Source organism: Desulfacinum infernum DSM 9756, from assembly GCF_900129305.1.
GTDB lineage: Bacteria > Desulfobacterota > Syntrophobacteria > Syntrophobacterales > DSM-9756 > Desulfacinum > Desulfacinum infernum.
Map to the genome: position 1 here is coordinate 1 of NZ_FQVB01000047.1, position 25,224 is coordinate 25,224.

At 62.2% G+C, this 25,224-nt stretch carries 21 protein-coding genes; 6 read left to right on the forward strand and 15 right to left on the reverse strand.

Translation table 11 applies throughout. The features are described from left to right. Nucleotides 1-321: 321 nt before the first annotated feature. On the reverse strand, nucleotides 322-1,113 hold the full coding sequence (locus BUB04_RS16775; protein WP_073041636.1) for a hypothetical protein: 792 nt from the start codon (nucleotides 1,111-1,113) through the stop codon (nucleotides 322-324). An 11-nt stretch (nucleotides 1,114-1,124) separates the two neighbouring features. After that, nucleotides 1,125-2,597, reverse strand: a complete 1,473-nt coding sequence (locus BUB04_RS16780) for a DEAD/DEAH box helicase (RefSeq protein WP_073041638.1) — start codon at nucleotides 2,595-2,597, stop codon at nucleotides 1,125-1,127. 420 nt (nucleotides 2,598-3,017) lie between these two features. Between BUB04_RS16780 and BUB04_RS16785 the strand changes: the two genes are divergently transcribed. Beyond that, nucleotides 3,018-3,338 carry a hypothetical protein gene (locus BUB04_RS16785; RefSeq protein WP_073041640.1) on the forward strand — a complete coding sequence of 107 codons (321 nt, stop codon included), beginning with the start codon at nucleotides 3,018-3,020 and terminating at the stop codon, nucleotides 3,336-3,338. A 24-nt stretch (nucleotides 3,339-3,362) separates the two neighbouring features. Here BUB04_RS16785 and mltA read toward each other — a convergent pair whose 3' ends face one another. From mltA to panC, 6 genes are all read right to left on the reverse strand, one after another. Next, on the reverse strand, nucleotides 3,363-4,637 hold the full coding sequence (gene mltA, locus BUB04_RS16790; RefSeq protein ID WP_084076602.1) for a murein transglycosylase A: 1,275 nt from the start codon (nucleotides 4,635-4,637) through the stop codon (nucleotides 3,363-3,365). A 316-nt stretch (nucleotides 4,638-4,953) separates the two neighbouring features. Further along, a complete protein-coding gene (gene ahcY / locus BUB04_RS16795) occupies nucleotides 4,954-6,210 on the reverse strand; it encodes an adenosylhomocysteinase (RefSeq protein ID WP_084076603.1) in 1,257 nt (418 codons plus the stop codon). Between the two features lie 70 nt (nucleotides 6,211-6,280). Next, complete coding sequence (gene metK, locus BUB04_RS16800; protein WP_073041645.1) at nucleotides 6,281-7,459, reverse strand: methionine adenosyltransferase; 1,179 nt, start codon at nucleotides 7,457-7,459, stop codon at nucleotides 6,281-6,283. A 14-nt stretch (nucleotides 7,460-7,473) separates the two neighbouring features. After that, nucleotides 7,474-8,172 (reverse strand): DUF502 domain-containing protein, encoded by a 699-nt coding sequence (locus BUB04_RS16805; protein ID WP_073041647.1) that lies wholly within the window; start codon nucleotides 8,170-8,172, stop codon nucleotides 7,474-7,476. Then, the gene (gene panD / locus BUB04_RS16810; protein ID WP_073041649.1) at nucleotides 8,160-8,537 is read right to left on the reverse strand and encodes an aspartate 1-decarboxylase; all 378 of its coding nucleotides are present in this window, start codon (nucleotides 8,535-8,537) and stop codon (nucleotides 8,160-8,162) included. The genes BUB04_RS16805 and panD overlap by 13 nt, the downstream gene beginning before the upstream one ends. Before the next feature lie 42 nt (nucleotides 8,538-8,579). Then, nucleotides 8,580-9,425, reverse strand: coding sequence for a pantoate--beta-alanine ligase (panC, locus tag BUB04_RS16815; protein WP_073041651.1), 846 nt, complete (start codon nucleotides 9,423-9,425; stop codon nucleotides 8,580-8,582). A gap of 439 nt (nucleotides 9,426-9,864) precedes the next feature. Between panC and BUB04_RS16820 the strand changes: the two genes are divergently transcribed. Beyond that, complete coding sequence (locus BUB04_RS16820; RefSeq protein WP_143156539.1) at nucleotides 9,865-10,080, forward strand: hypothetical protein; 216 nt, start codon at nucleotides 9,865-9,867, stop codon at nucleotides 10,078-10,080. A gap of 214 nt (nucleotides 10,081-10,294) precedes the next feature. Here BUB04_RS16820 and BUB04_RS16825 read toward each other — a convergent pair whose 3' ends face one another. Genes BUB04_RS16825 through BUB04_RS16835 form a run of 3 tightly spaced genes read right to left on the reverse strand, consistent with a single transcriptional unit; the run spans nucleotide 10,295 to nucleotide 13,233 of the window. After that, the gene (locus BUB04_RS16825; protein ID WP_073041655.1) at nucleotides 10,295-10,861 is read right to left on the reverse strand and encodes a response regulator; all 567 of its coding nucleotides are present in this window, start codon (nucleotides 10,859-10,861) and stop codon (nucleotides 10,295-10,297) included. Nucleotides 10,862-10,875: 14 nt separating this feature from the next. After that, nucleotides 10,876-12,018 carry an HD domain-containing phosphohydrolase gene (locus BUB04_RS16830; RefSeq protein WP_073041657.1) on the reverse strand — a complete coding sequence of 381 codons (1,143 nt, stop codon included), beginning with the start codon at nucleotides 12,016-12,018 and terminating at the stop codon, nucleotides 10,876-10,878. 9 nt (nucleotides 12,019-12,027) lie between these two features. Next, nucleotides 12,028-13,233 carry a response regulator gene (locus BUB04_RS16835; protein WP_073041658.1) on the reverse strand — a complete coding sequence of 402 codons (1,206 nt, stop codon included), beginning with the start codon at nucleotides 13,231-13,233 and terminating at the stop codon, nucleotides 12,028-12,030. 201 nt (nucleotides 13,234-13,434) lie between these two features. On the opposite strand from BUB04_RS16835, the gene BUB04_RS18885 reads away from it, so the two are divergent. Then, the gene (locus BUB04_RS18885) at nucleotides 13,435-15,816 is read left to right on the forward strand and encodes a hybrid sensor histidine kinase/response regulator (protein WP_178372029.1); all 2,382 of its coding nucleotides are present in this window, start codon (nucleotides 13,435-13,437) and stop codon (nucleotides 15,814-15,816) included. Nucleotides 15,817-15,876: 60 nt separating this feature from the next. Here BUB04_RS18885 and rsmA read toward each other — a convergent pair whose 3' ends face one another. The 3 genes from rsmA to fbp are packed head-to-tail and all read right to left on the reverse strand — an operon-like array spanning nucleotide 15,877 to nucleotide 18,844. Next, complete coding sequence (gene rsmA, locus BUB04_RS16855; RefSeq protein ID WP_073041660.1) at nucleotides 15,877-16,719, reverse strand: 16S rRNA (adenine(1518)-N(6)/adenine(1519)-N(6))-dimethyltransferase RsmA; 843 nt, start codon at nucleotides 16,717-16,719, stop codon at nucleotides 15,877-15,879. Nucleotides 16,720-16,730: 11 nt separating this feature from the next. Then, complete coding sequence (gene tsaD / locus BUB04_RS16860) at nucleotides 16,731-17,753, reverse strand: tRNA (adenosine(37)-N6)-threonylcarbamoyltransferase complex transferase subunit TsaD (protein ID WP_073041662.1); 1,023 nt, start codon at nucleotides 17,751-17,753, stop codon at nucleotides 16,731-16,733. A 26-nt stretch (nucleotides 17,754-17,779) separates the two neighbouring features. Then, nucleotides 17,780-18,844, reverse strand: coding sequence for a class 1 fructose-bisphosphatase (gene fbp, locus BUB04_RS16865; protein WP_073041664.1), 1,065 nt, complete (start codon nucleotides 18,842-18,844; stop codon nucleotides 17,780-17,782). Between the two features lie 250 nt (nucleotides 18,845-19,094). Here fbp and moaA point away from each other — a divergent pair, with 250 nt between their 5' ends. Continuing rightward, nucleotides 19,095-20,144, forward strand: coding sequence for a GTP 3',8-cyclase MoaA (moaA, locus tag BUB04_RS16870; RefSeq protein ID WP_245795224.1), 1,050 nt, complete (start codon nucleotides 19,095-19,097; stop codon nucleotides 20,142-20,144). Between the two features lie 177 nt (nucleotides 20,145-20,321). On the opposite strand, the gene BUB04_RS16875 is transcribed toward moaA, so the two are convergent. After that, a complete protein-coding gene (locus BUB04_RS16875) occupies nucleotides 20,322-21,299 on the reverse strand; it encodes an ROK family protein (RefSeq protein ID WP_073041666.1) in 978 nt (325 codons plus the stop codon). 756 nt (nucleotides 21,300-22,055) lie between these two features. Between BUB04_RS16875 and BUB04_RS16880 the strand changes: the two genes are divergently transcribed. Together BUB04_RS16880 and BUB04_RS16885 are read left to right on the forward strand one after the other, a co-directional pair. Then, complete coding sequence (locus tag BUB04_RS16880) at nucleotides 22,056-24,119, forward strand: hypothetical protein (protein WP_073041668.1); 2,064 nt, start codon at nucleotides 22,056-22,058, stop codon at nucleotides 24,117-24,119. Nucleotides 24,120-24,137: 18 nt separating this feature from the next. Continuing rightward, nucleotides 24,138-24,731 carry a DUF1318 domain-containing protein gene (locus BUB04_RS16885; RefSeq protein ID WP_073041669.1) on the forward strand — a complete coding sequence of 198 codons (594 nt, stop codon included), beginning with the start codon at nucleotides 24,138-24,140 and terminating at the stop codon, nucleotides 24,729-24,731. Nucleotides 24,732-25,224: the final 493 nt, after the last annotated feature.

Here is a 25,224-nt window from a genome sequence, read left to right on the forward strand (position 1 = left end):
TACAAGGGATCGAAAACACAGTTCTTTCATATTAACGGTCATGGTCCCCCTTGCGCCACCCCGCACAGATGAAAGAACCGGCCGGGCAAGGAGTCTTTGTGGGAGCGCCGCAAGGCGCGATGGGGTGGTGGCCGCAACGCCACGGAACGGCCGGCTGCAACGCCACGGAACGGCTGGCCATCCCTTTCGCGGCTTTCGCCGCTCCCACAGGTGATGGTGCTCCCACAGGTGATGCCGCACCTGTTAGGTGTTGATTGGAGCTCCCGATGCTCCTGCAAGATACCGAAAGTACAGTTCTTTCATATTAACATCAAGTCCCCATCAAAGAATTCCCCGCTCCAGGAAATGGGCGACGACTGCAAACCGATCCAGCGTGCCTTCTTCGTCATGCCAATACCGGGGCGGCCGGGCAAGGCCCGCAAACAACCATCGGTCTTCCGACCATTGGAAACGCACCACGGCCTCGGATAGGAGAACCTCTCGGCACAGCTGCAGGGCCATGTGGACGGCTCCGTCCAAGGAGAATCCGGGTGGGAGAAGCGAGCGGCCTTCGGGGGCTGTGAAGCGGGAGCCCACCGCCCTACCCTGCACGCAATAGACCTCCGCCGTGCCGAGCGTGGGAACGGGCTTCCAGACCACCAGCGGGTCGTGACGAGCGCAGGCGTCCCGCCACTGGTCCGGGCGGGCGGCACGGATCACCGGGTCTTTGGCGGCGTTGGGCCCCGCCGCGTTCAAGGGAAGTCCCAGGCGTTCCAGGGTCTGCTCCTTGGCCCGCTGTCCATAACAGATCCGGTGCGGCGGCGCGGGAATTCGGGCATAGGCTGCCGCTCGCCACTGCAGGGGACGGTCCTTCCAAATCGTGTAAGTGAAGGCGGTGGGGAAACAGCGGCATCCGGCCGCTTCCAGAACCGGGGCCAGGCGCGGCGTGGGATAGAGAATCCATTCGGCCCGCAGGATGGCATCCCTTTCGTCCGGGGCGTAATCGGCCGGAGCCGGCCGGATTCCAAGGGTCCGCACTGCGGCCACATGGGACAAAAAAGGGGCCAGAGCCACCACGCGCCCCCAACGGGCAGGAGCCGCTCCGGCCGCCGGTTCGCGTCGTTCCCATCCCACAGGCCGCCCCATCAATTGGGATTCAGCAGCACGTCCGGATGGACCCCGTAGTTGTAGCTGCGCATGCGGAAATAGTTTTCCAGCAGTCCCACCTTCTGATCCACGTAGTCGTAGATCTTCAAGCGGCGTCCGTTGGAGCCGTTTCCGTTGCCCCCGTGGCCGTTGCCCCCGTCACCGTTCTTGTAGAGGTTCCGGATGGCATGGGCCAAGCCCTTCTTGAAAAAGAGGGGAACGGCCAGGAAGAGGACGTCCGTGGACACCTGCTGGTAGCAGCGCATCAGGCTTTGGGGTGTGAAAAGAATGGCGGTTGGGCCTGCCTCCGGCAGGTCCAGACAACAGGAGGGCGCTTCCCGCCCCGGTTGGTCGTCGTCCGCTTCTTCCTCGTCCAGTTCCGGGGACGCCGGCCTGGGAATATGGACCGGTATGCCGCGCCGTTCCAGTTCCTGTCCCAGTACCCTCTGCTGGGCGTCTCCCCCGCAGATCACCACCAGGGGCCTCTCCCCGGCCGAAAGCTCCTCCTGGATGTCGTCGGCGATGAGTCGCGTTCGCTCTTCATCGGTCATGAGCGCGTTGAGCATGGGGGAGTAATCGTCTTCACCGGCGTAGGGGTAATCGAAATCGGTGGGACGCGCCACCACATGGGCTCGGATGATGCCCTTGCCGTCGCGGGCGTCCTTTTCGCTGATGCTGTACACCACATCGCCCATGTAGAAGTAGATGAAACGGGACAGGTTGTCCCGGCGCTGAGCGGTGTTGGCCAGTCCCAACAGATACCGGCTGTCGAAATTGGGGATGAGCTGAGTCAGGACCTTCGCGGGGCTACGCTGGCATTCGTCCAGTACCACGAAGCCCACCTTTTCCTTCACGTCCTTCCAAGCGCGCATCATCTCCGCGGTGTGGGCCACCGTGATCCGATCCCCCAGCTTGTGGTGCCCTTGGACGAAGACGCCGATCTGTTCCAAGGGCACCTGGAGGAAGTTGACGATCTTGGTCATCCAGCCTTCCAGGAGGTCCATGCGCGGGATGAGGACCAAGGTGGGCTGCTTTCGCTGGGCGATGACGTAGAGGGCCGTAACGGTCTTGCCGCTCTTGTAGCCGCCGATGAGAGTGGCCGAATCGCGGCTCAGGATCTCTTCCGCCGCTTGGAGCTGATACTCCTTGAGACGGCCGTGGAATTCCAGTTCGACGGGGTCCAAGGTCCGTCTGCGGTCGATCAGCTTGAAGGGCTGATTAAATTTCCGGCAGAGCTCCAGGAGCTGATCCAGGAATCCGCGCGGGAGCAGGTAATTGCGACCGGCCTTGCGGATGCAGTTGATCTGGGGCGGGATGCCGCCGATCCACTCTCCCCGGAGGTGCCGCGCCTCATACTCGGGGTTTGTGAACACCAAACGTTCCTGGATCTTTCGCATGACGGGCGGAATCACATCCCCGTAGGGAATTCGGATTCTTTCTGCTACCGTAATCTTGAGGGTCTTTGCATACATGGGAACCAAACCACCTTCCATGGGAATTCGAGCTCTCGATATCTGCGCGGGGTCATGATGCTTCCGAAGATCCTTTTGAGAGTGAAATCGCACAGTCTTTTTGAGCCCGTTAAACAAACTATACAAAAAAAGTATGGTTTAAGAAAGCCTCTTCCGCACCTCTCCCGAATCACGAAGAAAGAAGGTTTCGCCCTCTTGCGGAGCTTGCCTTCTCCGCCTCCCTAAGGTAGTCACTGCTCGGAGCGTGTCAGGCCCGTGCGGCAAATGGCTCCCGGCACGAGGCCTCGGCACCGGGCACGCCGTCTCGGCGTTGGTTCCGGACCGCGTCCTGGCTCCCCGGCGCGTGAGATCCGCAATCTCCGTAGGGGCGAAGGATTTTTCGCCCCTACGGGCATCTAGAATAGCAAGGAGTAGACCGAAATGGCCCGCCCCCCGAAAAAAGCCCTGGAACAGCTGCTGTCATTGGCCAAGGAATACGAATCCAAACAGAAACAGCTTGACGGACTGGCGGCCCGAGTTCCCCCTCGGGAGCTTCGTCCCAGTCTCATCGCCATGGGCGAACGGGCCACCGATCGGTTCCGAACCGCACAACAGGTTCTTCTGAACCACCTCTATTCGGATGAGACCGCTACAGCGCCCGCCGAACATGTCCGGGAAGCGGCCGCCGCCATGTGTCGGTCTTTTGACGAATTGGTGCTCCTCTTTCACCGACTGCTCGCCGAAGGGCCCGCTTCGGAATAGGGTGTAGCGGCGGCCGGGGACTGCTTAATCCAGGATATCGGCAGGTTCGTCGATTTTCTTGAGCACGATATAGAAATTCCCCTGATGCTTGAGTCGGCCGGCCACGGCTTCGGCCGCGTCGCCGGTGCCGCAGTAAAGGTCCACGCGATGGGGGCCGCGGATGGCACCGCCGCTGTCCTGGTGGACCACCCAGCGCTGAAACGGCCTCGTCCGGTGGGTTCCGTCCCCGAGCGGCAGGCGCCCCGTCAGGACGGCCGGCACGCCGTCCGGGTACCAGGCGCTGTCGGCGGCGATGGAACGGCCCGGGGTCAGAGGGACGTTAAGACTTCCCAGAGGCCCCTCCTCGACCCACCGGAAGAAGACGTAGCTGGGGTTGTGCCAAAGGATCTCCTGGAGCCGTTCCGGATGGTCCTTCAGGAGCCGGCGAAGCGTCTGAAGGCTCATCTCTTCGCGAGGAATCCAGCCCCGGGCGATGGCGTAGGCTCCGATGCTCCGGTAGGGCCGTCCGTTGCCGGCGGCGTAACCCACGCGTCGGGTCGTCCCGTCGGAGAACCGCAGGACTCCGGAGCCCTGCACGTGGAGGATGAAGGCGTCCACCGGATCCTTCAGCCAGGCCAATTCCAGCCCTCGCCCCTGCAAGGCTCCCTGCCCGTCGATCTGCCTGCGATCGAAGTAAGGCACCAGACGATTGCCCTCGATCCTTCCCAGCACCCGGCGCGGCCCGGTCTCAGGAGCCGAAAGCCAGGGAAACTCCTCCAGGGCCACCTGGATCAGGTCCGGAGGTGGTGAGTACAACGGATAACGAAAGACATGGTCGGGCTCGAGGCGCGCCTCCAGCACGGGTTCGTAATACCCCGTGACCAGGACGTTCCCACCTGAGTGCACCTGCCTGGGGTATGCGTAGAGGTCAAAGCGCCGGGCAAGCGCCGGCAGACGGAGCTCGCCCCTTGCGAGCATCTCCCTGAGCAACAGAAGCGTGCGACGGATCCGATCGGCCGACACCTTCCGGCCCTCCACCAGGAAGGAGATCTCCCGCCCGCCCCTTTCAAAATAGCTGAGCGATCGGGCCAGGGCTTGTTCCAGGCCTTCCAGTTGCAGGTCGTCTTCTGCGCCGGCCAAGGTGTCCCACGACACCCGGGAGAGTTGAGGCTTGGATGGCGTGACCTGTGGGGGTTTGGGAGCGCATCCGGCCAGGAAGAGGAGCGCGGCCAGGAGTGCCGTGACCCGTCGGTGGAATCGAAGGATCTTGTCGACTGCGATGCCGGACATGGAGGCTGAATCGGGGGTTTTTATGGCCATGGCGTAGTGAGGCTCCGGGTTTTGAAACGGCCCGGGGCACGGCCAGGCGGCGTGCCCCGGAGGGTTTCAGGTCTTTGCGGAACGAGGGCGGAAAGGTCGGGGAGCCCCTCCGAGAACGGGTCCCTTTCCTCACCCGAGAAGGGACTCGCTATCTTTCGTAACCGCGGGGCTTCAGCCCTGCGGGAGAGGGGCCATCGTAGCCGCATGAATTGAAACGAAATCCCCGAGGTCCGCCCGAAGATCGCAGATTTCTCCGCAGTCCTGAAGGGCTGCGCTACGCAAAAAAGCGGTCATCCCTGACGTTTCAGACAAGCACCTAAGTCCCCATTTCCCAGGAGCTCAGGTACTTTTCCTGCTCCTCAGTCAGGGTATCGATCCTCACACCCATGCTGGCCAGTTTCAACCGCGCGATCTCCCGGTCGATGTGTTCGGGAACACCGTAGACCTTCTTTTCCAGGCTGGCGGCGTTCTTTTTCATGTATTCGGCGCAGAGGGCCTGGTTGGCGAAGCTCATGTCCATGACGCTGGAGGGATGGCCTTCGGCCGCCGCCAGGTTCACCAGGCGGCCTTCTCCCAGCACGTAGATGCAGCGCCCGTCCTCCAGGCGGTATTCGTCCACGAAGTCGCGGATCGTCCGCTTGGAAACCGCCATGGCTTCCAGGACTTCCAGATCCAGTTCCACGTTGAAGTGGCCGGAATTGCTCACGATGGCGCCGTCCTTCATGGCCTGGAAGTGCTCCCGGCGGATCACGTGGATGTCGCCCGTAAGCGTGCAGAAAAAGTCGCCGATGCGGGCGGCTTCCGCCATGGGCATCACCTGGTAGCCGTCCATGACGGCTTCCAAGGCCCGCAGGGGATCCACTTCGGTGATCACCACCTTGGCTCCCATGCCGGCGGCCCGCATGGCCACGCCCCTTCCGCACCATCCGTAGCCGCACACCACGAAGGTGGACCCGGCCAACAGACGGTTGGTGGCTCGAATGATGCCGTCGATGGTGCTTTGTCCCGTGCCGTAGCGGTTGTCGAAAAGGTGCTTGGTGTCGGCGTCGTTGACGGCGATGATGGGGTAGCGCAGCACGCCGTTTTCCGCCATGCTTCGAAGACGGATGACCCCGGTGGTGGTCTCTTCCGTGCCGCCCACGATGTGGGCCAGCAGGTCCTGGCGCTCGGAATGGAGCGTACTCACCAGGTCCGCTCCGTCGTCCATGGTGATGTGGGGTTCGTGGGCCAGGGCGGCGTGGATGTGCTTGTAGTAGGTCTCCTTGTCTTCGCCCTTGATGGCGAAAACCGGGATGCCGTCATGGACCACCAGGGATGCCGCCACGTCGTCCTGGGTGCTCAGGGGGTTGGAGGCGCAAAGGCGCACATCGGCGCCTCCGGCCTGGAGGGTCTGAGCCAGGGCGGCCGTTTCCGTCGTCACGTGGAGACAGGCGGCGATGCGAACGCCTGCCAGCGGTTTTTCCTTTTCAAAACGCTCCTTGATGGAGCGTAAAACGGGCATGGACTTGGCGGCCCATTCGATGCGAAGTCTGCCCTTTTCGGCCAGGGCCTCGTCCTTGATATGAAAATCCATCCGATCGTTCTCCTTCCTGTCCATATCTGTCTCGTGCAGCAGCACCAATGGAGCTCGCTCGGAGGGCCTCCTAGGCCCCCAGCTTCCCGGCCTTTTCCAGCAGGATGTCCACTTTGTCCGTCTTTTCCCAGGTGAAGTCCGGATCGTTTCGGCCGAAGTGGCCGTAGCACGAGGTCTTCTTGTAGATGGGGCGAAGCAGCTTGAGATCCCGGATCATGTTGGCCGGCTTGAAGCTGAAGACTTCCCGCACGATCTTGGCGATCTCGTCGGGCGGAATCTTGGCGGTGCCAAAAGAATCGATCATGAGCGACACCGGTTCGGCCACGCCGATGCTGTAGGCCACCTGCACTTCCACCCGGTCGGCCAGGCCGGCGGCCACGATGTTCTTGGCCACGTAACGGGCCATGTAGGAAGCGCTTCGGTCCACCTTGCTGGGGTCCTTACCGGAAAAACAGCCGCCCCCGTGGCTCCCCTGCCCTCCGTAGGTGTCCACGATGATCTTTCGGCCCGTGAGGCCGCAGTCGCCCATGGGGCCGCCGATGACGAACCGGCCGGTGGAGTTGATGAAAAAGCGGGTCTTGTCGTCCAGGAGTTCTTCAGGGATCACCTTCTTGATCACCTCCTCAATGATCCCTTCCTGGATCGTCTTGTAGCTCACTTCGGGCGTATGCTGGGCCGCCACCACCACCGTGTCCACGCGCACCGGCTTGTGATCCACGTATTCGATGGTCACCTGGCTTTTGCCGTCGGGGCGCAGGAAGTCGAGAACGCCGTTTTTGCGGACTTCCGCCAGTTTGCGGGTGATCCGGTGGGCATAGTAGATGGGCATGGGCATGAGCACCGGTGTTTCGTTGCAGGCGAATCCGAACATGAGGCCCTGGTCGCCGGCTCCCTGTTCGTCGAAAAGGCCCTCGCCCTCGTTCACCCCCATGGCGATGTCCGGGGACTGCTTGTCGATGGAGGAGATGACCGCACAGGTGGCCCAGTCGAAGCCCATGGCGGAATCGTTGTACCCGATGTCCTTGATGGTCTGGCGGACGATCTCGGGAATGTCCACCCAGGCGGAGGTGGTGATCTCGCCGGCCACGAAGGCCAGACCCGTGGTCACCAGGGTCTCGCAGGCCACGCGGGCCGCCTTGTCTTCCGTCAGGATGGCATCCAGGATGGAGTCGGAGATGCGATCGGCCACCTTGTCAGGATGGCCTTCCGTCACCGATTCGGAGGTGAACAGGAAAGAACTCATGGACATGGCTTTTCTCCCTTCTAAGACTCTTTGGAATCGTTGGTGCCGGCCGGCGATGCCGGAGACGGCCGGCACGCCCTGCTGCGGTTTCCGGCGCGGGCGTCGGGCGGACTGACCAGGCCGCCGGAGATAAGCAATTTGAAGGCATCCTCCACCGTCATGGTGAGCGGGATGGTCTCCTTTTCCGGAACCAGAAGATAGAAGCCCGACGTGGGGTTGGGCGTGGTGGGAAGGAACACGTTGATCATGCGTTCGGAGTGGAAGGATTGCACCTCCCCGTTGGGCACGCCCGTCACAAACGCAATGGCGTAGATGCCGCGTCGCGGATACTCGATGAGCACCACGCGCTTGAAACTGTCGTCGGACTGGGAAAAGATGGCGATGAGAAGCTGTTTGACCGCCATATAGATGGGGCGCACCAGGGGGATCTGATAGACGATGCGCTCCCCGAACTCCACGATGCGCCCGCCCACGTAGTTTTTTACCAGCACGCCCGTGAGCAGAACCAGGAGCACCACCAGGGCGATGCCCAACCCCGGAATGGGAAACGGGATGTAGGTGCGCGGATTGAAGCGCTCGGGGATCAGGTTGAAGATCTTGTCCCCGTGCTTCAAGAGCAGGCTGATGACGTAGAACGTAAAGGAGAGCGGGACCACCGTGAGCAGCCCCGCAATGAAATACGCTCGGATCTTGGTTCGCAGGTTCTTCAGGAAGGCCAACCTTTGACGATCTCCGGCTTCTTGGGTTTGTTCGTCCCGTCCAGCAGGACCACGCGTGGCTCATGGTCCCGCGCCTCGCCCTCTTCATATTCGGCATAAGTGGCGATGATGATAAGATCTCCCGGGGCGCCCATGCGGGCCGCCGCCCCATTCAGACAGATGTCTCCCCCACCGGGCGGACCGCAGATGGCGTAGGTTTCAAAGCGGGCACCGTTGGTCACGTTATAGACCTTTACCTGTTCGAAGGGAAGGATATCCGCCAGTTCCATGAGATTCTGGTCGATGGTGAGGCTCCCTTCGTATTCCAGGTTCGCATCCGTCACCCGGGCGCGATGCAGTTTGCTCTTGAGCATGATGCGACGCATGGTTTTCTCCTTGCGAATGCGTGGCTTGCCGGATGGCCCTCTTTAAGGTTTCAAGACCGTATTGTCAATGAGTCGGGCCTTGCCCACGTAGGCGGCCAAGGCCAGGAGGGCCGGTCGGGACAGGGTTTCCACCGTCCCCAGGGTCTCGGCATCGCGCAGTTCCGCGTAGTCGATGCGCACCCGGGGTCCGGCACCCAGGACGCGGCGAACGTGTGCCAGGATGGCCTCGCCGTTCCGCTCCCCTTTCCCCACGAGGCGCTGGGCTTCTTCCAGGGACCGCGAGAGCAGGAGGGCCTCCCGGCGTTCTTCCTCGCAGAGGTAGGTGTTGCGGCTGCTCATGGCCAGGCCGTCTTCCTCCCGCACGATGGGATGGCCCACCACCTGGACGTCCATGGCCAGATCGCGAACCATGCGCCGAATGGTCAGCAGCTGCTGGTAGTCCTTTTCGCCGAAGACCGCCACATGGGGCTTCACGATGTGAAAGAGCTTGGCCACCACGGTGGCCACACCCCGGAAGTGTCCCGGGCGGGAAGCCCCGCACAAGGGGCGGGTGACCTCCTCCACGGTGACATACGTCTGGAAGCCCTCGGGATACATCTCTTCCACGCTGGGGGCGAAAACCACGTCCACCCCCACGCCGCGGGCCATGGCCAGATCCCGGTCCATGTCCCGCGGGTAGCTTTCGAAATCTTCATTGGGGCCGAACTGGGTGGGATTGACGAAGATGCTGATCACCACCTTGTCGGCCAGGGTCCCGGCATGCCGCATGAGGGCCAGGTGCCCCTCATGGAAAAAGCCCATGGTGGGCACAAAACCGATGCGGACGCCGTCCCGGCGCCACTGGTCGGCCTGCTGCTGCATCTCGGCGATGGTGTCGATGACGCGCATGGCTCCTCCTTTCCCTGCTTGCGCCCCACAAAAGAAAGGCCTTCTAGACCGTCGTCCGGAAGGCCTCCGTCCACAACGTCAACCGCTGGCACGCTGCCGGTGGGAACACCCTTCCGTCTCGGTCCCTTCCGGGATCCAAGCGGAGTCGGCGGCTTGGAAATACCCGCCGCCTCCTTATCAGGACGTGGTTCCTTTGTCAAGGCGCGGGGAGGAGAAGCAAGTTGGAAGTCCGGGATTCAGGGTTCAATCCCACATTCAGGCGTGGGCCCGCGGCAACGAAAGAGTTCCCGCGAGGGCTTCGCTCGCCGAGGGTGCTGCAGGTCTTCCGCCCCCTTGAAAACGACAAGAAGAGGGATTATGTTCCGCCGCGTTCGGCAGCGGCCGAAACTCAATGATCACCCGAACGCGGAAGCAAACGGCTCAAACGGAGGTTCACATCATGGATTCTCGCGGTCCCCTCATGTCCCTCAGGAAGCAGCGCTGCCCCAAGTGCGGCAAGCACCGCATGAGCATCTACTACCGGCCCCAGTTCGAAAACCGCCTCTACTACATGTGCTACTGCGGGTTCGCCCAGATGTCCGTGGCGGGGAAGATGGCCATGGCCTGTGCCAGCAGGGGCATGAAGGCCCTGAACGTCCTTTCTATGGACTATTAGGAACCTGCCCGAGAACGCCGGGGACCATGTCCTTTCTCGTAGCGCAGCCCTTTAGGGCTGCGGAAGACTGCCGGGCGTCGGATGGGCCATCGGCTATTGCCCGTCACTTCATGGGGTTGCGATGGCCGTCTCCCGCGGGGCTGAAGCCCCGCGGCTACGAAGGGATGCCAGATCTCCGGCATCTTGAACCGGAGAGCCATTGTCGGACAGCCTCCTAGCCGTCGGTTCGGTTTCCGCGGGGGGGCGGTTCCTGCGACAGCCCCAGGTCGGCGTCGTCCAGGATGATGGCCCCCGTTTCGTCCATCTTGAGGCGGGTGATGCCGGGGTGGTGCCGCTCCAATTCGTCCATGAGCAACGAGGCGTCGGAAGGGGTCGCCTCCCCTTGCCTTTCTCTCGACGACTGTTCCAGAGCTTCCTGGTAGGCCAGGGCCTGGCGGATCACCTGGGAAAGATCCTGAGCTTGGCAGGGCTTGGTAAGAAAGCGGTAAATCTCCCCCTCGTTGATGGCCCGGATGGCCGCTTCCAGGGTGGCGTAGCCCGTGAGCATGATCCGCAGGGTTTCCGGGTGCAGATCCCGAACCACGGCCAGAAACTCGGACCCTGTCATACCCGGCATCCGCTCGTCGGAAACCACCACGTGCACCGCCTCTTCGGACAGGATGCGCAAGGCTTCCATGGCCGAATTGGCCGTGAGGATCCGGTAGGGCTCTTGGCGCAGCGCGCGTTTGACCGCACTGGTGAAGTGGGGTTCGTCGTCTACGAACAGAACGGTCTTCTTCATGTCTGATCCTCACCTCACTTGATCGGCAGAAGCACCCGGACCGGCTCCAGAATGCCCACCGTCTTGGCGAAGTTCCTGAGCCGTTCCAGGAGAGCCGGGGTGATTTCCTGTCCCTTCTTGATCAGGAGCACCCCCTTCAAGCTCAGCACGTCCTGGCCCACGATCATTCCAAGTTGCAGGTCCTGTACCGCCATCTCCTTCACCTGGAACCTTGCCTCGTCTCCCAGGACGTCTTCCAGGGCCTCGAGAACCCGCGGATCGTACCAGCCTCGGCGCCTCTTCATTTGCAGGAGTGCGGCGGCCCGCGGAAGTCCCGAGGATTCCAGGGCGTCGAAGTCCAGCACCACCTTGAGAATCCGTGCTCCCAGGGGGATCGTTTCCCCATATCGCTCATCCTTGGGCACACCGGAGCCGTCGAAGCGTTTCTCCTGGTAGGCGATGATCTCGCTCACGTCCTGCAGCCTGGGGATCTTGGCGATGAGATCCGCTCCCACCGACGGGTACATGGAATAGAGCTGCTCTTCTTCGGCCGAGAGGGGCTGACCCGTAAAGACCTTCTGCAGCGCCTCCTCCGTGAGGATCACGCATCCAATCTGGCTCAGCATGGCCGCGGTCTCCAACTGCCAGAGCTTGGGTACCTGAAGTCTTGTGCCGATGTCCCTGGCGTAGCGCCGAATACGGGAGGCCCGCCCGAAGGCTTCGGGGTTCACCAGGCTCAGTACGTCGGCCATCACCTGGATGGCTCCGCGCAGGGTCTTTTCCAGCAGCTCCTTTTCCGCTTTGACCAGCCGGTACTGCTGCAAGCCCGCCTGGATGGCCATGACCAGGGTCTCGGGAGGGCACGGCTTGGTCAAAAAGCGAAAGATGTTACCCTGATTGACGGCGTCCATGGCGGCCTGGAGATCCGCATTGCCGGTGAGGATCATCCGAATGGTGTCCGGGCAGATCTCGCGCACCTTGGTAAGAAACTGGATGCCGTCCATCACCGGCATCCGTAGATCCGAAATGATGAGGGCGTAAGCAGTACTGCCTCGCACCGCCCTGAGGCCCTCCTCGGGCCCCAGGGCCGTCTCAATGGCGTAGTGCTTCCTCAAAGTCCTTTTGAAGGACGATAGAATGTTGGGGTCGTCATCCACAAAAAGGATCTTTTCGGCCATGTCTCGTTCCTATTGCTGTTGAAACACCTCGGAGCAAGCCCTTTTGCACTCCTTGAGCCGGCCCAGAATTCCCAAGTCCGCCAAATAGACTTGGTCCGCCAGGTTGGGTCCCTGGTAGGACGGTCCTCCATGAAGGGCGTAATCCATCAGATCGGCAATGTGAACCGCGGTCAGGGCGCTGAACTCGCGGTGGGGGCACCGGCTCGGGAAATGATGAAAGGCCACAGCCTCTACGATGTTGTCGGGAAGTCCCCACACCCCCAGCAAATAGGCGCCCACTTCCGCGTGCGTGGCGTTTAGGAGCTCCTCCTCGCTCTTCCACAAAGGGTCATTCGTGGCTGCGGAGCGCTCCAGGGCCAGGGCTTCCCTTTCGGGAAGAGCGTGCATGAGGATCAGCTTGCCCACGTCGTGGAGCATGGCGGCCATAAAGGCGTCTTCGACGATCATTGTTTCCGCCCCGGCTTCCAAGGCGATGGTCTTGGCGCAAAGGGCCGTGTTGAGGCTGTGGGTCCAGAGTTGATCCATATGGCCCGGGGGAAAACGGCCCTCCTCGAACTGGCTGAAGATCTGGGTGGACAAGACCAGCGTCTTAACGGTGTTGAGTCCCAGGAGAGTCACCGCCTGCTCGGGACTGCCCACATGGCGGGACAGGCCGAAGAAAGCGGAATTGACCAACTGGAGAATCTTGGCCGTCATGCCCACGTCCCGGGAGATGATCTCCCCCACCCTCTTCAGACTGGGGTCATCGGACTCCAACTCCTCCATGATCTGCTCATAGAGAGAAGGCAGGCTGGGCAGGGTCTCAACACTGGAAACCAGCTCTCGCAGGGCCCTCTCGCCCAGGAGAGCCCGTAGAGTCTTCACCCGTTCGATGGTTGCCTTGAGTTTCTCGGGGTCGCATGGTTTGGCCAGATATTGGTGCGCCGACCGGACGGCCCTGAGGATAAGGTCTTCTTCGGAATAGCCGGAAAGGGCTATCCGAATGATGTCCGGGTGCCTTCTTTTGACCTCCAGGAGAAATTGCGCACCGTCGATGCCGGGCATCCGCATGTCGGAAACCACCACGTCCACGGGTTCCTGGTCCAAGAGCTGGAGAGCCTCCTGGGCGCCCGCACAGAAGTGAAATGTCCATTCCCGGCGAATGGGTCGCAGCATGCGGCGTAAGCCTTGAAGGACATTGGGCTCATCGTCCACGAACAGAATCTTCCACTCCACTTGGCGCTCCTCCTTGCCTGATCGTCTTCTTCCCCGCTGTTGGTTTATTCGGCATCAGCAATTCACTCCATGAGCGAAATATCCACTGAAAGGAGCGTGGGGCGAATCCGTTCAAGCGCTGCGTTGCGACATCCGATCTTAACCACTAGAGAGCCACTCAAGGTAAAGCAGTGGGAGACAGACATTGAGACGAGGTGGACCATGAGACGCATCCTGATTGTGGATGACGAGGCACCTGTTCGGGCGCTGGTGGCCAAGGCCATGGAAAAGGTGGGCTATGAGTGCACCGCGGCCGCCTCTGCAGAACAGGCCCGGAAGATCCTGGAAACCGAGACCTTTGATCTCGTCATGAGTGATGTGAACATGCCGGGCGAATCAGGCCTGGATTTCATACAATATGTGGTTCGGGCCCATCCGGATACCGCCACCTTGCTCGTTTCGGTGATGGACGACCCTGCGGTGGCCAGGCGGGCCCTTGATCTGGGGGTCTATGGCTACATCGTCAAGCCTTTCGATCTTACGGCTATCCAAATCGATGTGGAAAGCGCCCTTCGCCGTCGCGACCTGGAAGTCGCCAACCGGCGCTATCGGGAAGACCTGGAAGCTCTGGTGGCCGAGCGCACACGGGAACTTTTGAGACAGAAGGAAGAATACGCGCTCCTGGTAAAGACCCTGCCGTGCGTGGTCTACGTGGGGAATCCGGACTGGACGGTCACCTTTGTTTCGGAGCGGGTCATGGACATTACCGGGTATCCCCCGGAGGCCTTTCTTTCCGGCGGAAAACGGTGGCACGAAATGATCCTGGAGGAGGATCTTCCGCTGTTGAGGGCCGCGGTGAAGAAAGCCCTCAAGGAAGAGGGAGCCTTCGTTCGCGAATACCGGATCCAGGATGCGAAAGGCAGGGAGCGCTGGATCCAGGACAGGGGTCAAATCGTCCGAAAGCCCGATGGGGGGATCGACTACATGTCCGGGGTGATCTTCGACATAACGGCGCAGAAGAGGGCCGAGGAGGCCCTGGAGCGCGCCAAGGAGGAATGGGAGCGCACCTTTGACGCAGTGCCGGACCTGATCGCGGTGATGGACAAGAACCTTCACATAGAGCAAGTCAACAGGGCCTTCCGGGAACGGGTTAGCGGGCTGGAATCGGACCTTGTGGGGAAGCCCTGTTACACGGTTCTCCACGATCGCGACCGAATGTGTGACAAATGTCCTTCCAATGGGGGGCACCGAGAGGAGCGCGTCTACGAAACCGAGGTCTACAACAAGAAGCTGAAGGCGTATTTCCATGCCACCAGCGCCCCCATCCCGGACAGTCAAGGCAACGTTACCGGCTACGTCTCAGTATTGCGGGACATCACCCGCCAAAAAAAGGCGGAAGAGGCCCTGAAAAGCGCCCATCGCGAACTGGACCAGCTCTTCTCGGCCATCTCCTCGGTGCTCATCGGTCTGGACGCCGAGGGCCGCGTCCTTCGCTGGAACAAGATGGCCGAGGATGTCTTCGGTTTGAACTCGGAAGACGTGGTCGGGCGGGATCTGGACGAATTGGGAATCGATTGGCAGTGGGATCGGGTGCGTCAGGCCATGGCATGCTGCCGGGCCAAAAAGAAGTCCCAGAGGGTGGACGATCTTCGCTACACGCGGGTGGACGGACAACCCGGTTTTTTGGGCCTGAACATCAACCCGGTGGAGCTGGACCAAAACCGGGGGATGGGATTGCTCGTCATGGGGGCCGAGATCACCCACCGAAAGCTCCTGGAAAGCCAACTGGCTCAGGCCCAGAAGCTGGAATCCATAGGGCAGCTCGCTGCCGGCATCGCTCACGAAATCAACACGCCCACCCAGTTTATCGGAGACAACGTCCGGTTTTTGCAGGATGCCTTCACGGATCTGGCAGATCTCATGGAAAAGTACCGGGAATTGTGTTCCAGGGCTCTTACCGTGGAAGAGTTGCGGGAAGCGGCCGAGGCCGTGACCCAGACAGAAGAATCCTTGGACGTGGATTATTTGCTGGAAGAAATTCCCCAGGCCATCTCCCAGAGTCTGGAAGGGGTTCAGAGGGTGGCCAGGATCGTTCTCGCCATGAAGGAGTTTTCCCATCCCGGTCAGGAGGAGAAGGTTCCCCTGGACATCAACCACGCGCTGGAAAACACCCTCACCGTGGCCCGCAACGAGTGGAAGTACGTGGCCGACGTGGTGACCGATTTCGACCCCACCCTGCCCCCCGTCCCCTGCATCCCGGCGGAACTAAACCAGGTCTTTTTGAACATCATCGTCAACGCGGCTCACGCCATCAAGGATGCGTTGGATGGGGGGCGCGGGGAGAAGGGCACCATCACCGTCACAACCCGCTACCGGGACGATGTGTGCGAGGTGCGTATCAGCGATACCGGGACCGGCATCCCGAAGCACATCCGCCACCGGATCTTTGATCCCTTTTTCACCACCAAGGAAGTGGGGAAGGGAACGGGCCAAGGCTTGGCCATCAGCCATTCGGTGATCGTGGACAAGCACGGCGGGCGGCTGAGTTTCGAAACCGAGGAGGGCAAGGGAACCACGTTCATCATCGAAATCCCGCTGGAATAGGTGCGGACAGGACCGCTGGGGCTGCTTGGGAACCGACCCCATCCGTCCATCCCCCATCCCTCAGCCCTCCTCCCTCAACGCCCGGGCGAGCTCGAGAAAGGAGCCGGGGGGGATGCGTTCCGGCCGATCGGTGGGGTTGAGGCCGGCGCGCAGGATGGCCCGGCGAAGGGTTTCCCCGGAAGCGGGCACGGCGCCCATGAGCGCGTTGGCCAAGGTCTTTCGACGTTTCTGGAAAACGGCGTTCACGATGGCCCGGATGTCCTGGAAGGGCACGTCGGGCTCCCGGTCGTGAAAGCGAAGGCGAACCACCAGGGAATCCACCCTGGGGGGCGGATAGAACTGCTTGGGGCCCACGCTAAAAAGCGGCTCCACCGATCCGTAGATGCTGAGAAGCACGCTCAGGACGCCATAGTCCTTGGTGCCGGGGCCCGCGGCCAGGCGCTCCCCCACTTCCCGCTGGACCATGAAGACCCCCCGGCGGATAAGGCTCCGGTTTTCCAGCAGCCGGAACATGAGGGGCGAGCTGATGTTGTAGGGAAGATTTCCCACCACCACCAGCGGGCGGCCGGCTTCCCGCGCACAGGCGTCCCAGGGGAACCGAAGGACGTCCATGGAGTGCACCCGGATTCCATGGCCGTGCGATGCGAGCCTGTCCGAAAGAAAAGAGGCCAGGTCCGTATCCAGTTCCACCAGATGCAGACGGGCGCATCGGCCCACGAGAAAAGCGGTGAGGGCTCCCAGGCCCGGGCCCACCTCCACCACCACGTCGTCCGGTTCCACGTGGGCGGCTTCCACGATCTTTTCCGCCGTCTTGGGCTGCGCCAAAAAGTGTTGGCCCAGGCGCTTTCGCGGGCGCCCCTGCTGATCCCGGAAATACTCATGGGGGGAAGGGAAAAGATCCACGGGAGGCTCCGTCACAACATGCGGGAAACGGCGTCCAGGTCCAGGGGGTCCGGCGTGAAGCCTTCCCGGAGCCACAAGCGGTAGGCTGCGGCGGCGATCATCACGGCGTTGTCCGTGCAGTGGCGGATGGACGGCACATGGAGCTGCAGGCGCCGGTAGGCGCATTCTTCTTCCAACCGCTCGCGGAGCCGGCTGTTGGCGGCGACCCCGCCGGCCGTGGCCACGTGTCGCACCCGGTAGCGCTCGGCGGCCTCCAGGGTCTTTTCCACCAGGACGTCCACCACGGCTTCCTGGAAGCTGGCCGCCAGGTCCTCCAGGCGGTAAGGGGTCTCCCCCTTTCCTTCGGGAACGGGAGGCCCGTAGCGCTTGACGAAATAGGCCACGGCCGTCTTGATGCCGCTGAAGCTGAAATCGAGGGATCCCTTTTCCAGCCGGGACCGGGGAAAGTCGAAGGCGGCCGGGTTTCCCCGCCGTGCCAGCCGGTCGATGATCACCCCTCCCGGATAGCCGAGCCCCAGGAGCTTGGCCACCTTGTCGTAGGCCTCCCCGGCTGCGTCGTCCCGGGTGCTACCCACGCAGCGGCTGGAGCCGTCCGGGGTGACCAGGTAGAGGGAGGTGTGGCCTCCGGAGACCACCAGGCAGATGAAGGGCTCTTCGGGGCGCTCCTTGTCCAGAAAGGCCGCCTCCATGTGGCCCTCCAGGTGGTTCACGGCCAAAAGGGGCTTGTCGAGGGCGTAGGCCAAGCCCTTGGCGGCGCTCAGCCCCACCAAAAGAGCGCCCACCAGCCCCGGGCCCTGGGTGACGGCCACGGCGTCCAGATCCCCGGCGCAGCACCCGGCCCGATCCAGGGCCTCGCGGATGACCGGTAGGATGGCTTCCACATGCTTTCGCGATGCCAGCTCCGGCACCACGCCGCCGTAGGGGCTGTGGACGGCGATCTGGCTCGCCACCACGTCGGAGAGGATCTCCCGGCCGCTGCGCACCACGGCGGCGGCCGTTTCGTCGCACGATGTCTCGATTCCCAAAATGAGCATGAAACGTCCGTCCGGCTGGTTCGTTGTCAGGAACTTTCCTGTGGGCGGTCCACTTCCGGCCCGGCGGGGGCGTTGGCTTCGCCGGCCACAAAGCGACGGGCTTCCTCCACGTCTTCCTTGCTGCCCACAAACAGCGGCACGCGGTCGTGCAATGTTTCCGGTTCCAGGTCCAGGATGCGGCGGGTTCCGTCCGTGGCCGCTCCCCCCGCCTGTTCGGCCACGAAGGCCATGGGAGCCGCCTCGAAGAGCAGGCGCAGCTTGCCGTGGGGCTTCTTGGGGTCCTTGGTGTCCGCGGGATACATGAAGATCCCGCCCTTCAGCAGATTGCGGTGGAAATCGCTTACGAGGGACCCGATGTAGCGGGCCGTGTACGGGCGCCCCTGGCGGACGTCCGGCGACTTCAAATGGTCCACGTAACGGCGCACGCCTTCGTCCCAGTAGCAATAGTTCCCCTCATTGACGCTGAAAATCCGCCCCCGGGCAGGCATGGCGATGTTTTCATGACTCAGGAAGAATTCGCCGATGGCCGGATGCAACGTGAATCCGTGCACCCCGCGGCCGGTGGTGTAGACGAGCATGGTACTGGAACCGTAGATGAAGTAGCCCGCCGCCACCTGCTCCGAGCCCCTTCGAAGCACTTCGTCCAAGGTCACGGGGCCGTCTTCCTTCTTGCGGCGATAGATGGAAAAGATGGTCCCCACGCTCACGTTCACGTCGATGTTGGACGATCCGTCCAGGGGATCCATGAGGAGGATGTAAGGTCCACGGGGAACTTCCGCGGGGATCTCGATCACGTCGGCGTCCTCTTCGGACGCGATGGCGCACAGCTGCCCCGCCTGGGTGAGGCGGCGGATGAGGGTGCGGTGGGCGTAGTCGTCCAGTTTCTGGACCTTTTCACCGTACACGTTGGTGTCCCCGGTGAAGCCGTAGATGTCGTTCAACCCGGCCTTGTTGAGTTCCCGATGGATCAGCTTGGCGGCCACCACCAGTTCGTTGAAAAGCAACGTGAAGGCGCCTGTCGCCCTCGGGTTTTCCCTTTGCTGACGAAGGAGATGTTCCGTCACGGTGATTCCCACGGTCTTGCTCGGCATGTTCCTCTCCTTTCTCGGCAGCGTGCGTAGATGACCGGAAGGTCCTCGGCGGAAAGCCGCCCGGCCGTGAATATTCCCCGACCCTCAGGAACCGGCAGAGAATGAAGCCTGTACACATCGGGTTTGATACCATGAAGCGCCTCGGGGCACAATGCGCCTTTGCGCGGCGTCCCTGGCGGTGCTTCGCTATTCCGCTATTGACATAACGATCCGGGAAGCCTTATGAGACCCGAAAGGGAGAGAAGAGCGGATGACGGAGCAGCAGGGGCGAAAGGCTGACGAAATGGAGGAATCGAAGGTGACGCCGGAAAACGGTGCCTCCCTGGTGGATGCCCACCGAAGGCGGATCGACTACCTGAGGATTTCCATCACCGACCGGTGCAATCTGCGTTGCGTCTATTGCATGCCGGACGGGGCGGTGACCTTCATTCCCCACCGGGAGATCCTGCGCTACGAGGAGATTCTCCGGCTGGTGCGGGTGGCCGTGGAGCTCGGGATCCGCAAGGTGCGGATCACGGGCGGAGAGCCCTTCGTTCGAAAGAATTTCCTCTACCTGTGCTCCCGGGTGGCGGCCATGCCGGGCCTGGAGGATGTGAGCGTGACCACCAACGGGCTTCTCCTGGAAGCCTACGCCCAGGGCCTTTTCGACGCGGGGGTCCGCAGGATCAACGTGAGCCTGGACACGCTCCAGCGGGATAGATACGCGCGCATCACCGGCGTGGACGCCTTCGACCGGGTGTGGGCCGGGATCCTCCGGGCCCATGAGGTGGGCCATTTCCCCATCAAGATCAACGTGGTGGCCATGAAGGGCGTGAACGACGACGAGGTGGAGGCCTTGGCGGGGCTGACCCGCAACTATCCCTTCCACGTTCGGTTCATCGAATTCATGCCCTTCCGGCCCGATGCCTTCCATGAGCGGTTTCTGTCGAGCGACGCCATCCTGGATCGCCTGCAGGCCGTGGGTCCCTTGCAGCCGGCCAGGCCGGAAAACGGCAACGGGCCGGCCCGCTACTACCAGTATCCGGGAGCGCCGGGCAAGGTGGGTGTGATCAGTCCGGTGAGCCATCACTTCTGCCCCACCTGCAACCGGCTGCGGGTGACCGCCGAGGGACGCCTGAGGACCTGCCTTTTTTCCAGCGAAGAAACGGATCTGCGAGCGCTTCTGCGATCCGGGGCGTCCGACGCCAAGCTGGCGTCCGCCATCCTGGAGGCCACCGCGCGCAAACCCAAGCGCCACCACATGGACGAAGCCGTGACCCGCAAGTGCATCGGCCGCCCCATGTCCGCCATCGGCGGGTAGAAGCTTTTTTGAAAACGCATGAGGCGCCCTGGTCATCGGTCTGCCGGTCCTTTTCCCGGAAGCGGCGTTCCTTAACGTGAAAGAGAACCGCGAATGAACGCCAATAGACGCAAATGGAAATGAGGGGTTCGCGAACCGCCCTACACGCCCAAGGGACACACGACTTCCAATTACCCGCTACCGTCCTTCCGCCCGCTGCCAGGCGAGGGATGCGGCACCGAAGACGGCGGCCATGTCGCCCAACTCACTGCGATGGATACGAGTGCGGTGAGGATCGAGCATGCTGGGCACCCGCCGGATGTAATTTTCCATGGGGGGAGCAAACTGGTCCCACGAAGCGGCCACGCCTCCTCCGATCACCGCAGTGGAGATCCCCAGGAAGGTGAAGAGGTTCGAGAGCGCCAGGGCCAGGGCCCAGCCCATGCGGGAAAAGAGCCCACGGGCCGTCGGGTCGCCTTGGACGGCCGCCTGATGGACGATCCGGGCGGTGAGCTTGCCCGCATGCAGCGCCTCGTTGAGCAGGGGGGACAGGGCTCTTCCCTCTTTCCGGGCGAGATCAATTCCTTTGACCAGAGCGGTGGCCGATGCGTGGGCCTCCAGGCAGCCCTTCTGACCGCAGGCGCACTCCGGCCCCTCCGGGTCCACGATGACGTGGCCGATCTCGCCCGAAAATCCCAACCGATCCCCTTCCCAGAGCCTCCCGTGGGCGAAGAAACATCCCCCCACGCCGGTTCCCAAAGTCACCCCGATCCAATGGGGGAGATTGCGGGCGTTGCCGAGCCAGGCTTCGCCCAAGCCGAACACATTGGCGTCGTTTTCCAATACCACGGGCACCTGGAGGGCGTCCTGGAGCTTCACGGCCAACGGAAAGCCCGCCAAGGACGGCAGGTTCGGGGAAAAGATCACCGACCCGGAAGCCGGATCCAGCTTGCCGGCCACCCCCAGCCCCACCGCGCAGAGAAAGTGGGAAGGGAGGCCTGCGTCGGCCAGGAGGGCCAGGCATTGCTGGGCCAGCCGGTGTGCCAGGGAATCCGGGCCCTGCCGGGACTCGGAATGGGCCTTTCGGAAGGCCAGCACCGTTCCCTTGCGGTCCACCAGAGCCGATCGCATGTGGGTGCCGCCGATGTCGATGCCGATCACACATTTTTCTTTCATCGCCGGTGCGCTCCGTCTAACTTCATTCCCGTCGGGTCATTGCAACGAAGGGTTTCACCTGACGCAATATGCGGGAAGCCGTGGGACCGTAGGGGCGAAAGATCTTTCGCCCCTGTGGCTCATGGTTCTTGCGATTTCACCTATGTGTTGTATTTCAACCTAACAGTCATGGCTCCCCTTGCGCCACCCCGCATGGATGAAAGAGCGGGCCGGAGCAAGGGCATTTGTCGGAACGCCGCAATATGCCGTTCTCTATGAGTCATTGCGCGCCCATTGCATTGCCGGGCACCCTCATTGCGGCCTTCGCAGTTCCTACAACTAAAATGATTTGCGTCTATTCGCGTTCATTCGCGGTTCTCTTTTTCATTAACCCAATGGGGGCGATTTTCCCTCCGGGTAGGGCCCTGAAGGGCGTGCATGAAGCCCCCCCTACAAAACCGCACAGGCCTCCGGGGTAGGGGCGGGGTTTATCCCCGCCCGCAATTCGCGCTGGAATCATGAAACCCGATGAAAAACGTTCAGTTTTCATGAAAGTCTCCGTAACCTACCGTAATGGCAAGACGTTCATTTTCGTTGGCGAATAGAAGGAAAAGGCACATGCCGCGCGGACAAGGCCGATTGAAGAAGAATTGTTGTCGAGGGCTCCTGCCAGCGGCGTGCCTTCTTCTGTCGGCTCTGATCGGGCCGGCACCGTCCGTCCAGGGAGTTCGTCCGACGATTTCCAATGGCGACACTACTGCAGCAAGAGCCCATCACTTGCTGGCGATGGCGGATCCCGTACCCGGCGTCACCTTACACGTGGAGGAGGCGTCCTACAAGATCGGGCCGTTCGCCCTGGAAGGGGTCCGGGCCCGGATAACGCTGGAGCGGACGGCTGCCGGCGTCCGCGTCCAAGTGGATGACGGGCTCCTGGAACGTCTGCTCTGGGATGGCGTACGCTCAAAAGGATCCTTCGAGATTGAAAATATATCGTTTCAGGTGCGTGCCGCGATCTCCAAGCCGTCGGGCATGGTGACATTGGAGGAGCTGGTGATCCGCCTGCCGCGGGTGGGTGCTCTTGTGATCCGCGGAACGGCGGTGCCCGGAAAAAGCCTTCGCTTGGACCTTCAAGGCCTCGAACTTCAGCTGCGCCACCTGCTCCGGGGACCGCTGGAGCCCGGCAGGGATTGGGAGCTCCTCTTCCCTGCGAACCTCCAGGCGACATGGGTGCAAGGTGCGTCCGGATCCTGGGAGATCAGCGGACATCTCCGGTTGGAGAAGGCCTCTTTTCACGATTCCCTCTTCCTCCATGCAGGAGAAGGGCTGGGCGGGAGCATCCGTTGGCGCTTGGAGGGTGGATCGGGCGCCATCCTGGGAGGCCGTGTGGAGGCACGCGCCTCCGCCGGTGAGATCCTTTGGGACCGCTTCTACCTGAACCTGTCCAAGCATCCCGTTTCCATGGAACTGCGGGGAGACGTGGATCCTGCCGCCGGTCGTTGGAGTGTCCAGAGCGGCGCGCTGGCGGTCCAGGGAGCGGCGGTGATCCGGCTGCTCCACAGCTCCGGCGCCCTGGCCCCTTTGGGAGGCCGATTCCACGTGTCCCTTGCCGACCAGGAGGTGGGCCCTCTGCTGGATCTTTTTTTGCGCCAGCCTCTGGAGGCGGAAGTGCCCTGGCTGGCCGCCGTTCGTTGGGCGGGCCGCCTGGGTGCGGACCTTCACCTGTGGATCGGCGCCGGCCTGGAACGGGCGCTCGGCATCTTCCGGCTGCAGGACGGGACCGTCCGAATACCGGAAAAGGGCGTGAACCTTACCGGCCTCCATCTGGAATGTCCCGTATGGTATGAAAGGATCGCCCCATCCGCCGCCGACGGATCCTCCCCTTCCGGTAAAAGAACGGGGTCCGGGCCGGGCAGAGTGCCGCCGAAAGATGGGCCGTCGCCACCCGTGGGCCGTCTTTCCTGGCAGGGAGCGGAATTCTCGGGATTAAAGCTGGGGCCTGCGACTTTGCGGTTGGAAGCGCTCCCCAACGGGATGCGCCTTCCGGAGGCCGTACGGATCCCCTGGGACGGGCAGACGGTTCTCTTGGGGCCCGGGGGGGCTCAAGACGTTTGGACCTCCAACCGGCAGGGCCAAATCCGGATCCACGCGGTTCCACTGGATCTAAGCCCCCTGCTGCCGCCGTCTCTTCAAGGTGCCGTGCGACCGGTGGTGCATCTGGCGGATCAGGAGCTGAGGCTCCAGGGGGAACGGATCGTCGCGGCCCGCCCTTTCACCGTGGATCTCTTTTCCGGCACTGTGAACGTTGAGCGTTTGGAGGTGCGCCACGTGCTCAGTGAGGCTCGGGAAGGGATTCTGGACGCCTCCTGGACCGACGTGGATCTCGAGGAACTGACCCGTGCCACTGCGTTCGGGCGGGTCACCGGCAAACTGAAGGGGCGGATCACCAACCTTCGTTTTGCCTACGGAGCTCCCATCGCTTTTGACCTGGTTCTGCAGAGCCAGGACGACTCCCCGGTGGAGAGGAAGATCAGCGTGACCGCCATCGACAATCTGGCGCAGGTGGGCACCGCCCAGTCGCCTTTTGTCGGGATGGCGTCTCTTCTCAAGGTCTTTTTCAAGGATTTCCCGTACCAAAAGATCGGCATCCGGTGTAGGCTGGAAAACGATTACTTCACGATCCGCGGGCTGGTGCACGAAGGCGGTCGGGAGTACCTGGTTCGGCGCGGGCTTGTGCGCGGGGTGAACGTGATCAACCAGAACCCGCGCAACCGCATATCCTGGAACGACATGGTGGCAAGGCTCTCCCGGATCGGCAAGTCCGGGAAGGCTCGGGTTCAGTAGAAACGGGAGGTGTGCGCGATGAAAGGGTCGTTCATGGGCAAGCTGGCAGTGGGTTTTCTCGTTCTATTCCTTGTTTCCTGCGTGACCATCAACATCTACTTTCCGGCGGAGGAAGTTCGCAAGGCGGCGGAAGACATCGTGGGGGATATCCGCAAGGAACCTGCGGAGCAGCCGCCGGCGGCGCCTTCGGGGGACAAGCAGGGCATGGTGCCGAGAATCATCCGGTTCTGCCTGGTGGTGCCCAACGCCTTTGCCGCTCAGGAGGTGCAGGTGTCCAATGCGGCGATTCGGGAACTCAAAAGCCGCCTGGCCCGGTCGGACGCCCAGTTGGCTCCCTACTTCGCCAACGGGGTCTTGGGAGAGGGGGCGGATGGCTACGTGGTGCTGCTTCATCCCGAAACGCTCTCCATCAAGGATCGCGCCCGGGTGACACGCCTGGTCCAGTCGGTCAATGCCGACCGAAAGGCCCTCTACGCCGAAGTGGCCAGGGCGCTCCAGGTGGACCCAGGCCAGATCCCGCGGATTGCGCGAGTTTTTGCCGAGGAGTGGCAGAAGACGGCGCGTCCGGGATGGATGATTCAGCGTCCCGACGGATCGTGGCAAAAGAAGTGACGAGCGGGCGGGGATAAACCCCGCCCCTACCCAAGGGGTCCGAGTGTTTTGGCAGGGGCGGGTTTTCCGCCCGCCCTTCAGGACCTGTCCATGGGGGAGAAATCGTCCAATGTTCATATGAAACCCGTCCTCGTTTCGTTCGTGCGCTCGGGGCCTAATAGGGGCGAATCATCATTCGCCCCTAGGAGGCTGTCCGAGAACGCTGCTTTTATCAAACAACTTCATAGTTGTGAGAAGGCGATATGGGCGGAAATGCTATGATAGCCTGTCGAGCACCTCTTCAGGGAGCGTTGGAGGCATCTGCGGAGCCCCAAAAACAGTCGAAGCGGGCTCGAACCGCCTCCTCAGGCGGCCAGCTGCATCATTCGCCTTTCCCTAAGATCTACGATGCCGCCCAGAATAGCCCTTGCAACCTTCGAAATGTTGTGAGCAGCGCACATCAGGGCAAACTCGCCCTTCACCTTTTCAAGTCCTCTCAAAAGGAACCCTCGGA